11 protein-coding genes are annotated in these 11,785 nt (G+C 72.3%); 5 read left to right on the top strand and 6 right to left on the bottom strand.

Annotation, left to right across the window (positions count from 1 at the left end; all coding sequences use genetic code 11):
- The first annotated feature begins 589 nt into the window (after positions 1-589).
- Together ACWDEN_RS42145 and fxsA are read left to right on the top strand one after the other, a co-directional pair.
- On the top strand, positions 590-1,384 hold the full coding sequence (locus ACWDEN_RS42145) for a polyprenol monophosphomannose synthase (protein WP_351609182.1): 795 nt from the start codon (positions 590-592) through the stop codon (positions 1,382-1,384).
- 142 nt (positions 1,385-1,526) lie between these two features.
- Positions 1,527-2,081, top strand: coding sequence for an FxsA family membrane protein (gene fxsA, locus ACWDEN_RS42140; protein WP_351609180.1), 555 nt, complete (start codon positions 1,527-1,529; stop codon positions 2,079-2,081).
- 97 nt (positions 2,082-2,178) lie between these two features.
- On the opposite strand, the gene ACWDEN_RS42135 is transcribed toward fxsA, so the two are convergent.
- The 4 genes from ACWDEN_RS42135 to yczE form a co-directional block, all read right to left on the bottom strand.
- Positions 2,179-2,553 (bottom strand): RNA polymerase-binding protein RbpA, encoded by a 375-nt coding sequence (locus ACWDEN_RS42135; protein ID WP_003977404.1) that lies wholly within the window; start codon positions 2,551-2,553, stop codon positions 2,179-2,181.
- Between the two features lie 278 nt (positions 2,554-2,831).
- Entirely contained in the window at positions 2,832-4,178 is a 1,347-nt protein-coding gene (locus tag ACWDEN_RS42130; protein WP_351609177.1) for an MFS transporter, read from the bottom strand.
- 63 nt (positions 4,179-4,241) lie between these two features.
- A complete protein-coding gene (locus ACWDEN_RS42125; protein ID WP_351609175.1) occupies positions 4,242-5,018 on the bottom strand; it encodes a glycerophosphodiester phosphodiesterase in 777 nt (258 codons plus the stop codon).
- Positions 5,015-5,668, bottom strand: coding sequence for a membrane protein YczE (gene yczE, locus ACWDEN_RS42120; protein WP_351609172.1), 654 nt, complete (start codon positions 5,666-5,668; stop codon positions 5,015-5,017). The genes ACWDEN_RS42125 and yczE overlap by 4 nt, the downstream gene beginning before the upstream one ends.
- Before the next feature lie 102 nt (positions 5,669-5,770).
- Between yczE and ACWDEN_RS42115 the strand changes: the two genes are divergently transcribed.
- A complete protein-coding gene (locus ACWDEN_RS42115; RefSeq protein WP_450863222.1) occupies positions 5,771-7,279 on the top strand; it encodes an SCO1417 family MocR-like transcription factor in 1,509 nt (502 codons plus the stop codon).
- A 91-nt stretch (positions 7,280-7,370) separates the two neighbouring features.
- Here the strand turns inward: ACWDEN_RS42115 and ACWDEN_RS42110 are convergent, their stop codons facing one another.
- Positions 7,371-9,011 carry a hypothetical protein gene (locus ACWDEN_RS42110; RefSeq protein WP_450863220.1) on the bottom strand — a complete coding sequence of 547 codons (1,641 nt, stop codon included), beginning with the start codon at positions 9,009-9,011 and terminating at the stop codon, positions 7,371-7,373.
- A gap of 40 nt (positions 9,012-9,051) precedes the next feature.
- Positions 9,052-9,246, bottom strand: a complete 195-nt coding sequence (locus ACWDEN_RS42105) for a hypothetical protein (RefSeq protein WP_228619019.1) — start codon at positions 9,244-9,246, stop codon at positions 9,052-9,054.
- A 314-nt stretch (positions 9,247-9,560) separates the two neighbouring features.
- Between ACWDEN_RS42105 and ACWDEN_RS42100 the strand changes: the two genes are divergently transcribed.
- Positions 9,561-9,953 (top strand): ankyrin repeat domain-containing protein, encoded by a 393-nt coding sequence (locus ACWDEN_RS42100; RefSeq protein WP_351609164.1) that lies wholly within the window; start codon positions 9,561-9,563, stop codon positions 9,951-9,953.
- Between the two features lie 301 nt (positions 9,954-10,254).
- On the top strand, positions 10,255-11,673 hold the full coding sequence (locus ACWDEN_RS42095; protein ID WP_351609161.1) for a HEAT repeat domain-containing protein: 1,419 nt from the start codon (positions 10,255-10,257) through the stop codon (positions 11,671-11,673).
- Positions 11,674-11,785: the final 112 nt, after the last annotated feature.

The following is an 11,785-nucleotide window of genomic DNA, read 5'->3' as shown; positions in this document are numbered from 1 at the left end:
GTGGGGTGGGGTCTGTGGGCGGGGGGGTTTGTGTCCGGGGGGGGGGGGGGGCCGCCGCCGGCCGCCCCCCCCCCCACCGCCCGACCTGCGCATCCTCCCCGAAGACCGCACGGTTCGGGGCGTCGTCGCAGGCCAGGGGGCTGTTGACAGTCGACGGCCGGGGGCCGGTAGGTTCGGCCGAGTCCACCACCGGACGCCTGACCGGGGAGCGTTCCCGCAACTCGTCTCAGCGCCGCTGGGTCAGGGACGGTGTGCCGCACCGGGGCACCGTCGCTGGGAGCCAGGCTCAGCGCCCGCGCCGCCGAGGGAACGTTCCGGCCCGGCAAGGTGTGACCCGGGTGGGGCCCGTGCGCTCAGTAGACAACGGCTTTCGGTCGATCCGCAGCCAGCGGGTCCCAGGTCGGCCCGAAGGGCGCCGGGCCCCCATCCGCCGTGGTGGGCGAGCGGCCCCGGCGTGCCGTGGAGGTGCCAAAAACACATTCTTACCCCACTCTTGTGGAATCGACACCACCAAAGGACGCAGCCGGCATGTCTTACCAGGCGGTGGCCACTATGGTGGACGCCTGCGTACGACCAAGAAGGGGCAGCAGTGAACGACGGCGACGGGACCCTGGCCACGGCTCAGGGGAGGCAGTTCGGTCCGCTCGGCACGGCCTTGGTGATCATTCCGACCTACAACGAGGCGGAGAACATCAAGACGATCGTCGGCCGGGTACGCAAGGCCGTCCCCGAGGCGCACGTGCTGATCGCGGACGACAACAGCCCCGATGGCACCGGCAAGCTCGCCGACGAGCTGGCCGCCGAGGACGAGAACGTCCAGGTGATGCACCGCAAGGGCAAGGAAGGCCTGGGCGCCGCCTACCTCGCGGGCTTCCGCTGGGGTCTGGAGCACGGCTACGGCGTGCTGATCGAGATGGACGCCGACGGCTCCCACCAGCCCGAGGAGCTGCCCAGGCTGCTCACCGCCCTCAAGAGCGCCGACCTGGTGCTCGGCTCCCGCTGGGTGCCCGGCGGCCGCGTGGTGAACTGGCCCAAGTCGCGTGAGTTCATCTCCCGTGGCGGCAGCCTCTACTCCCGGCTCGCCCTCGGCCTGCCGCTGCGCGACATCACCGGCGGCTACCGCGCGTTCCGCCGCGAGACGCTGGAGGGGCTGGGCCTGGACGAGGTCGCCTCGCAGGGTTACTGCTTCCAGGTCGACCTGGCACGCCGCGCGGTCAAGGCCGGCTACCACGTGGTCGAGGTTCCGATCACCTTCGTCGAGCGCGAACTCGGCGACTCCAAGATGAGCAAGGACATCCTCATCGAGGCGCTGTGGCGGGTCACCGCCTGGGGCGCGGGGGAGCGGGTCGCCAAGCTCACCGGCAGGAACAAGCGGGCCAAGTAGTCACCGGCGGGCCAAGTAGTCACCGGCGGGCCAAGTAGTCGCCGGCGGGCCAAGTAGTCGCCGGCGGGCCAAGTGGTCCCGGTCGGCCCCGGGTGAAGACCCCCTTATCCCGCTCTGAGCAGCCGCCAGGCACACTGGGGGCATGACGACTGGCGCTCCGACCTCTCCGTACACCACCCGGCCCCGGCGCTCCCGGCTGCGCAGGTATCTGCCGCTGGGGGTCGCGGCCTGGCTGGTGCTGGAGATCTGGCTGCTGACCCTGGTCGCGGGAGCGGCCGGGGGGTTCGCCGTGTTCCTGCTGCTCGTCGCGGGCCTCGTGGCCGGTTCCGTGGTCATCAAGCGGGCCGGCCGCCGTGCCTTCCAGAGCCTGAACGAGGCGCTGCAGCGGGGCGGTTCACCGGAGCGCGGCGGTGGCAACGGCCTGATGATGCTCGGCGGCCTGCTGCTGATCATCCCGGGTCTGCTCTCCGACGTGGCGGGCCTGCTCCTGCTGCTCCCGCCGGTGCAGCAGGCCGTGAGCCGCTATGCGGAGAACGCCCTGGACAAGAGGCTGCGCACGGCGGCCCCGGGCAGCCTCGGCGACGCCTTCCAGCAGGCCCGCATCCACCGTCCCGACGGCAGGGTGGTGCAGGGCGAGGTCATCCGTGAGGACCGGCCCGAGCCGGGCGAGCAGCAGCGTCCGCCGCTGTCCCGCTGAGCACGCCCCCGGACATGCGAAACCGCGGGCGCCGTACGTGCATCGTGTACGGCGCCCGCGGTTTCGTGTGCGCTGTGTCTCCGTCCAGCCGCAGGGACTAGGCCGACTTGCGGCTGTCCCGAGGGTGAACCGCGATGTTCATCGCCCCTGAGCGCAGAACCGCCAGACGCTCCTCGAGGACCTCTTCGAGTTCCTCACGGGTGCGCCGCTCCATCAGCATGTCCCAGTGGGTACGCGCGGGCTTGGCCTTCTTTTCCTCAGGGCCGTCGCCGTCGACGAGGAGTGCCTGGGCTCCGCAGACCTTGCACTCCCACTCCGGCGGGATCTCCGCCTCGACGGAGAAGGGCATCTCGAAGCGGTGCCCCTTCTCACATGCGTACTCCACGGCCTGGCGCGGGGCCAGGTCGATACCGCGGTCCGTCTCGTAGCTGGTCACCACGAGGCGCGTACCGCGAAGAGCTCGCTCACTCATGAATCGTGCCTCCCGGGCTTGTCGCCCACAGGACAGGTGTCGCTGTCGTCGTCATCCGGTCAACGTCCGGTCGGCGGTAAAGATTCCCGTTCCGTGTCCCGTTCCGGGTCATGCGTCGCCGTCGTAGCCGCCCCTTGTTCTACCCACCGGCGCCCGGTTTGTCACATCTGATAGCAGATGTCACCCAGCGTTTCGGCATCTTTGACGCGCAGTAACGGTACGCCTGGCAGGCCAAAGGCGTACACTACCGCCCTTTCGCGCCGAGTGCTAAATCGGTGCTAAATCTTCTGCGGAACGGGGTTGCCCGCCTCGCTGATCGCCCGCCGCACCGGGACGCGCGCCAGCAGCACGAACCCGATGGCGAAGAAGGCCACCAGCGAGATGATCGCGGACCGGTAGCTTCCGGTCAGCTGGTAGGTCACGCCGAACAGCAGCGGCCCGAGCCAGCTCATCCCGCGGTCGCTCAACTCGTAGGCCGAGAAGTACTCGGCCTCCTTGCCGGGCGGCACGAGATGGGAGAACAGCGACCGGGACAGCGCCTGGCTGCCGCCGAGGACGAGGCCGATCCCGGCGGCCAGCACGAAGAAGAACACCGGCGCCTTCGCGGGCAGGAAGTAACCGGCGGCCAGGGTCACCGTCCATGCCACCAGCGAGCCGAGGATCGTCCGCTGGGCGCCGTAGGTCCGCGCCAGCCGCCCCATCGCCAGCGCCCCGGCCACGGCCAGCACCTGCACCAGCAGCACGGCCGCGATGAGCGTCGACTGGGAGAGTCCCAGTTCCTGCGAGCCGTAGACGGAGGCCTGGGTGATCACCGTCTGGATGCCGTCGTTGTAGATGAGGTACGCCAGCAGGAACGCGAGCGTCAGCGGGTGCCGGCGCATGTCCCGGACCGTCGCGGCCAGCTGGCTGAGGCCGGGTGCCGAGGCGCGCTCCACGCGCGCGTGCCGGTCACGCAGCCTGCGCAGGGGTATGAGTGTGAAGGCACCCCACCACAGGCCGGCCGAGGCCAGGCAGACGCGGACCGCGGCCGTCTCGGTCAGACCGAAGGAGTCGTGCGCCGAGTACAGGACCAGGTTGGCGACGAGGACCGTGGAACCCGCCGCGTAGCCGAAGGCCCAGCCCCGGGAGGAGACCGCGTCGCGCTCCTCGGGCGGGGCGATCTGCGGCAGGTAGGAGTTGTAGAGCATCATCCCGACGGACTGCGCCGCGTTGGCCACCACCAGCAGCGCCCCGCCGAGCAGATACCGGTCGCCGTCCAGGAAGAACATGCCCGTGGTCGCGGCGGCCCCGGTGTACGCCGCCGCCGCGAGCAGCGGCTTCTTGCGGCCGGTTCGGTCGGCCGCACTGCCCACGATCGGCATGACCACGACGGCGAGGATCACCGACAGGGACACCGTGTAGGCGAAGAAGGAGCCCGCCCGGACCGGTACGCCCAGCGGATGCACATAGCCGTCGGCGTCCGCGGCCCGCTTGGCGACCGCGGTGAGGTACGGCCCGAGAAAGACCGTCACCACGCTCGTCGAATAGACCGAGCAGGCCCAGTCGTAGAAGTACCAGCCGCGCTGCTCGCGCCGGAGGCCTGCGGCGTCGTCCGCCGCGTCCGTCCGCACGGTGTCCGTGCTCACCCGTGCCCTCGCTTTTCCGCTCAACTGCCCCAGTGCGAAGGCTCGGGCCGGGCGGCCGGGTGCTCAGACCCAGACGCCGCGTTCCTCCATGACCTTGCGCAACGTGTCGATGTGATCGGTCATGATGCCATCGACTCCCAGGTCCAGGAGCCGGTGCATCCGCTCCGGTTCGTTGATCGTCCACACGTGCACCTGCAGCCCGAGCGCGTGGGCGGCGCGGACGAAGCGATGATCGACCACCGGGACCCCCGACTGGGCCTCGGGCACCTGCGCGGCGACGGCGGACCGGCGCACGGCCGCCGGCAGTCCCCAGGAGCGCAACCGCAGGCTCACCACCCCGCGGGTGCCGAACGAGGTGGCCAGCTTCGGCCCGGCCAGCCGCTGGGCGCGCAGCACGCGCGCCTCGGAGAACGAGCCCACGCAGACCCGGTCCCAGGCGCCGGTGCGCTCGATCAGCTCCAGCAGGGGGCGCAGGGCGGGCTCCGCCTTGATGTCGACGTTCCAGCGGACCTCGGGGAAGGTCTCCAGCAACTCCTCGAACAGCGGCACCGGTTCGCGGCCGGCCACGCGCGCGTGCCGTACGTCCTGCCACGGCAGGTCCGCGATGCGGCCCGCACCGTCGGTGACCCGGTCCAGCGTCGAGTCGTGGAAGGCGACGAGCACGCCGTCGGCCGTGGAGTGCACGTCGGTCTCGATGTAGCGGTAGCCCATCTCGACCGCGCGCCGGAACTGCGCCACGGTGTTCTCCAGCCCGTCGGCGGCCCCGCCCCGGTGGGCGAAGGGTATGGGCCCCGGGTGGTCGAGGTACGGATGGCGCTTGGGCGGTGTCGTGAGGGTCACGGACGCAGTATCACCCCTTCCGGTGTCGCCGCGGCAACGACCGTGCTGCCGGTCGATGCCGCCGGGACGGCGAACACCCGCAGGAAGAACTGGGCCAGCGGTCCGATGGACGCCGCGTACAGCACGGTGCCGACGCCGATGGTGCCGCCCAGCAGGAACCCGGTGACCACCACCGCGACCTCGATCCCGGTCCGCATCAGCCGGACCGAGCGGCCGGTGCGCCGGTGCAGCCCGGTCATCAGCCCGTCGCGGGGCCCCGGACCGAAGCGTGCCGCGATGTAGAGGCCCGTCGCCGCGCCGTTCAGCACGACCCCCGCGAGCAGGAGCGGGACGCGTACGGCGAGGGAGTGGGCGTCCGGGACGAGCGCGAGCGTGCCGTCCATGGCGAGACCGATGACGAAGACGTTCGAGACGGTGCCCAGCCCGGGCCGCTGGCGCAGCGGGATCCACAGCAGCAGCACCGCGGCCCCCACGATGATCGACACCACGCCGATGGTCAGCCCGGTGAGTGCGGCGAGGCCCTGGTGCAGCACGTTCCAGGGCTCCAGGCCCAGGCCCGCCTCGACGAGCAGGGCGGAACTCGCGCCGTAGAGCGCGAGCCCGGCGTACAGCTGGATCAACCGCCGTCCGAGACGGCGCCGAGTGGACACGAAATACCCCCCTGGGTGGTGGCGGTGGCCTGACGCATGTCACTCTGTGGCTTGGGAAGGATCGTCATCCATGGCCAATTCGGGGAAGGTGGACTGATCGTCATGGCGCAGTGGACCTCAGCGATGGGGGCCGCGCAGCTCGCCCGGCTCCTCAAGTCCCAGCAGGAGCGCCCGGCCGGTCCCGGCACCCGCCGCCCGCCCGCCTACCGCGCCCTCGCCGACGGCATCCGCCTGCTGGTGCTCGAGGGCCGCGTACCGGTGGCCGCCCGCCTCCCCGCCGAGCGTGAACTCGCCCTCGCCCTGTCCGTCAGCCGTACGACCGTGGCGGCCGCCTACGAGGCGCTGCGCACCGAGGGCTTCCTGGAGTCCCGGCGCGGCGCCGGCAGCTGGACCGCCGTACCGGCCGGCAACCCGCTGCCCGCCCGTGGCCTCGAACCCCTGCCGCCCGAGGCCCTGGGTTCGATGATCGACCTCGGCTGCGCCTCGCTCCCGGCTCCCGAGCCATGGCTGACCCGGGCCGTGCAGGGCGCCCTGGAGGAACTGCCGCCGTACGCCCACACGCACGGCGACTACCCGGCCGGCCTGCCCGCGCTGCGCTCGATGATCGCCGAGCGCTACACGGCGTGCGGGATCCCCACCATGCCCGAGCAGATCATGGTGACGACCGGCGCGATGGGCGCCATCGACGCGATCTGTCATCTCTTCGCCGGCCGCGGCGAGCGGATCGCCGTCGAGTCGCCGTCCTACGCCAACATCCTGCAGCTGATGCGGGAGGCCGGCGCCCGCCTGGTGCCGGTCTCGATGGCCGAGGGCCTGTCCGGCTGGGACATGGACCGCTGGCGTCAGGTCCTGCGCGAGGCCGCGCCCCGCCTGGCGTACGTCGTCGCCGACTTCCACAACCCCACCGGCGCGCTCGCCGACGAGGACCAGCGGCGCCGGCTGGTGGACGCGGCGCGTTCGGCCGGCACGGTGCTCGTCGCCGACGAGACGATGACCGAGCTGTGGCTGGACGAGGAGCTCGCGGACGGCGGGATGCCGCGCCGGGTCTGCGCCTTCGACCCGGCCGGCTCGACCGTCATCACGGTCGGGTCGGCGAGCAAGGCGTTCTGGGCGGGCATGCGGATCGGCTGGGTGCGGGCGGCTCCGGACGTCATCCGCAGCCTGGTCGCCGCGCGGGCGTACGCCGATCTCGGTACGCCGGTGCTGGAACAGCTCGCCGTCAACTGGCTGTTCAGCACGGGAGGCTGGGCACAGGCGGTGGAGCTGCGCCGGGCCCAGGCTCGCGAGAACCGGGACGCGCTGGTGGCGGCGATCCGGCGCGAGCTGCCGGCGTGGGAGTTCCACCTGCCCCAGGGGGGTCTGACCCTCTGGGTCCGCGCCGGCGGCCTGTCCGGCTCCCGCCTCGCCGAAGCGGGCGAGCGGACGGGGGTCCGCGTCCCCTCCGGCCCCCGCTTCGGCGTGGACGGCGCGTTCGAGGGCTATCTGCGGCTGCCGTTCACCGTCGGGGGAGCGGTGGCGGACGAGGCGGCGGTCCGGCTGGCCGCGGCGGTGCGACTGGTGGAGACGGGGGCCACGGGGGGTGGCGAGGCGCCGCGCACGTTCGTGGCGTAGAACGAAGCGCCCCGCAAGCAAGGGGCGCGGGGAAGTGCGCGCGTGCCCTCGGCGGACCCGCACCCGGGGGGCGGCCCGAACCCCCACGGCGCTACCCGGCTGCCTCCGCAGGCACGGCCGGCTTTGTCAGATCGGTCGGCTCCGCCGGCTCCGTCTGCTTCGGGGGCTCCGTCGGCTCCGGAGCCTCTGCCGGCCGAGCCCCCACGGCAGTGGCCCGCGCCGGCAGCAGCTCCAGCACCGCCTGCCGATCGGCGTCACTGGTCGCGTCGTCGTACGGATCCGGCGTACGCGGCACCTGGAGCCGATGCACCGGCCCCACCCCCAGCCGCGCGTAACCCCGTCCCGGGGGCACATGTCCCAGCGGTGTGGTGTGCGGTGGAGCCCCCAGTACCGCCTCCACCTGCCGGGGCGCAGCGGGCCCGAGTACGACACGCGCGCGTGTGTGCTGCCGTACCGCTTCGCTCAGGGCCTCCGCGCTGTCGAACTGCTCGGCCACCACAACGGTCACGTTCGCCGCGCGGCCGTGCCGCAGCGGCACCTGGAGCAGCGCCTGCGGGTCCGTGCGGCCCTCGGCCGCGGCGAGGTGGGTGAAGACGCAGGGGCGGTCCAGCATGATCCACAGCGGGCGCCGGGCGTCGGCCGGTGGCGGATCGCCCGCCTGCCGGGCCAGGTTGATGGCGATGAGCCGCCGCTCGGTCTCCTGCGCGGCCCACTCCAGGCTCGCCAGCGCGCCGGGCAGCGCGCACTCCACGGCCAGCACACCGTCCCGGCCGGTCAGGCACGCGTACTCGCCGGTGCCGCCGCCGTCGGCGATCAGGACGTCGCCGTGCCGGAGGGCCTGCAGGGCGATGGAGCGCAGCAGTGTCGAGACGCCGCTGCCGGGGTGGCCGATGGCCAGCAGATGCGGTTCGGTGGAGCGGATGCCGGTGCGCCAGACGACCGGCGGCACGTCGATCTCCTCCTCTCCGTAGGAGAGGGGGAGCGTGCGCTGCACCTCGCTGGGGTCGGTGAAGCCCAGGACGGTCTCGCCGGGCGCGGTGACGAAGTGCTGGGCCGGGATGTCGGCGGGCAGCGGGGGCAGGACGGCGACGGTGAGCTGGTTGCCCTCCTCGTCCCAGGCGAAGCGGTACTCGCGGCCCCGCCCGGCCTTCGCGGTGAGCAGCTGCTCGATCCGCGTTCGGGCCCCGGGCTCGCCGTCCGGGAAGTACGCGGGGTAGCGGATCACGAGATGGCCGACGCGCCCGGCGTCGTCGAACTCGTGGGCGGGGAAGGCCTTCTCCCACTCCCCGCCGTGCGCGTACAGCGGCGCCGGGTCCTCGGGGCTGGAGAAGTACGGCACCAGCGCCTGGTAGAGGGCCTGCAGCCGTGCGGTCTGGGCCTCGTCGGGTCCCTCGGGGGCAGGTGGGGTGCGGTCGCGGCCCTGCCAGGCTGCCGCCGCCATCACGGTGATGACGGCGAGCAGCGGCCCGTACGGCGCCAGTGCCACGGCCAGGATCACGCAGGCCACGAGGAACAGCAGCGGCCCACGCCTGTCCTGGGGCGTGTCCGCCCATTTGCGCCGAGCGGCCGAGGCCAGCAGGCGCAGCCCGCGCGTGACGGTGATCAGCGGATGGAGGACGTCGGTGGCGCTGTCGGCCGCCGTCCGGGCCAGCTCCCGGCTCCGGGCGAGCTGCGTCCGGGCGATCTGGGCGCTGTCCTTGCTCAGAATGCGGGGGAGAGGGCGCCGGGCCACTGCTGTCTCCTGGGGGTTCGTGCGGGCGGGACGGGCGGGGTCAGAACTTGATGCCGCCCAGGAGGCTCGCCAGGCTCTCGCCGCCGGCCTTGATGCTCGGGGCGATGCCCGTGTTGGCGAGGTAGAAGCCGAACAGGGCCGTGACCGTGGCGTGCGAGCCCTTGAGCCCGTCCTTGCGGAAGAACAGGAAGACGATGACGCCGAGGATGAAGACGCCGGACATGGAGAGGATCATTTGAGGCCTCCTGGTGTCGAGGGGGGACAGTCACCATGAGTTCTTCCAGGATCACAGGATGTATCCATACGATTAAAGGTGCAACTGAGTGAAATTCGGTTGATTTCACCCAGTTGGCAGAACGGTCCTGTCCGGCCCGGCTGAGCTGGGCGGTTGTCTCCGGCGGGGGCTGTCGGTGATCTTTACCTCGGGCACAACGGGTCATGTGCCGCGCGAGCCAGTACGCTGGCGATTCACTCGTACGGCCGTGTTCCGCTCTCGCTGCCGTACGCTCCCTGAAGTCCCCGAAGTTCGCAGGAGAGGCGGTCCGCCCGATGAGTGAAGCCCCCGACCCCGAGGTCGTGGAGCTGGCGACCAAGATCTTCGATCTGGCCCGGCAGGGGCAGACCGAGGCGCTGGTGGCGTACATCGACGCCGGCGTTCCGGCCAACCTCACCAACGACCGCGGCGACTCCCTGGTGATGCTGGCCGCCTACCACGGCCACGCCGACGCGGTGCGCGCCCTGCTCGCCAGGGGCGGGGCGGCGGACCAGATCAACGACCGGGGCCAGACCCCGCTCGCGGGCGCCGTCTTCAAGGGCGAGACCGAAGTGATCAAGGCGCTCCTCGAGGGCGGAGCCGACCCGGCCGCGGGGACCCCGTCGGCCCTCGACACCGCCCGGATGTTCGGCAAGACGGAACTCCTGGAATTGTTCGGCGCGCACTGACGCGCATGTCCTGACCAGGTACGACACAGAAAACGGGGGAGGCGGTAAAGGGCCGCCGGAAATACGGTCGCGGCAGCACAAACGGCCGGGTCATCATGACGACGTGATTCACGGACGCGATGGCTGGGCAGGTGTTGCCGCACCGCGCGGGCCGTGATGCGGTCCGCATGGGCCACCGACGAGAGGCAGAGAGAGATGGTCTTCAGCAAGCAAGAGACGGCGGGCGCTCCGACGTTGTGTCACGCGGCCAGGTAGTGCGTGTTTCCCGGTTGCGTCGACGCTTGATGTGAGGCTGTTTCCCATGTTCGATCCGGTCATAGCGCCCAGCGGTACGCTGCTCGGCCTGCTCCAGCGGGGCCGCGGCGACGGCACGCTGCACGCGCTCACCGCCCCCCGCGCGGAAGCGCTTGCGGCCCTGAACCACTGTGTGCTGCGCGATCCCCGCCACGACTGGCAGGTGGAGAACCGCTCCCTGTACTACGCCCGCCTCTTCCTCGACCTGAACGGCGAGCTGGACGCGATCGAGGCGCACCTCTTCGAGTCCGAGGACGTCCTCGACACCGACGAGTCCCGCACCGGCCTCGCCCTGGCCGTCCTCGGTCACCTCGCCTCCTACGGCCGGCTGGACGCGCTCGAACTGCTGCGCAGGTACGCCGCCCACGGCTCCAACTGGGCCTGGGCCCTGGACGAGCTGGCCCTCAGGGACGACGACGCGGGCCTGCGCGCCCTCGCCGCGCCTGTCCTGGCCCGCTTCGGCACCGACCCGGAGGGCGAGGCCGAGCTGGCCGCCGCCGTACGCGACGCCTTCGAGCCCAGGCCCTGGCGGCTGTGGGCCGAGGATCCGCGCGAATCGATCGCCACGCGCGTGCGTGCCGCCCAGGAGACCGGCTGTTTCGACCGCTGGCAGCGCCAGCTGCGGCCCACCGGCCCCCGGCCGGACTGGAGCGTGCGCGCCGTCTTCGAATGGGCCCAGCAGGGCATGGACCGCGGCGCCGCCCTCCATGTCCCGGCCGCCCGCTGTCTGGTCGCCGTGGCCGGCCCCGAGGACCGGCCGGAGATCGTCCAGGCCGCCCGCGCCGGCATCGACGGCGCCCGCTGCACCGCGCTGCGCTATCTCGCCGACAGCAACGACCCCGACGCCCTCGAACTGATCGAGGCCGCCGTCGCCGACGGTACGACCGTCGTCGTGGAGGCCGCCGTCGACGCCTTCGAACGGATGCGCAGCGTCGCCGCCGTCGACCGCGCCCGCCGCTGGGCCCAGCGCCCCGACGCGCTCGGCGCCGCCGCCGGACGCATGCTCGCCTGCCGCGGCGGTGCGCAGGACCGCGACCTCGTCCTCGGCGCCCTCCGCGAGGCCGTACGAGGCGAGGGTCCCGACGCACCGACGCTGTGGACCCTCGTCGACGGCACCGGACGCCTGGGCATCGCCTGCGCCGCCCCCGTGCTGCGTCACATCTACCGCGAGACGGCCTCCTCCCATCTCCGCGGCCGGGCCGCCCGCGCCCTGGCCGCCACCGACCCCTCCTTCGCCACCGGCTTCGCCGTCGAATGCCTGTGGGACTGCGAGGAGACCACCCGCGAGCTCGCCGCCCGGCACGCCGAGACCGGCGACACCCGGGTCGTGGAGCGCCTGCGCCGCCTGGCCGCCGATCCGGCCGAGGAGGCGGAGGTACAGACGGCGGTGCGCAGCCGCTTCGGACCCGACGCCGCCCTGGGCTGACCCCCTCCGGCACGCACACACGGGGGCGGACCACCGCCGGCCGTGTGAACACCGGGTGTCCCGCAGGTCAGGCAGTCATGACGGCCGTCTGACCTGCTCGGGTGTGCAGCCC

The sequence above is a fragment of the Streptomyces sp. NPDC001153 genome, from assembly GCF_053598315.1.
Note: the sequence above shows the minus strand (reverse complement) of the source record. Positions and strands in the feature narration are given on the sequence as shown.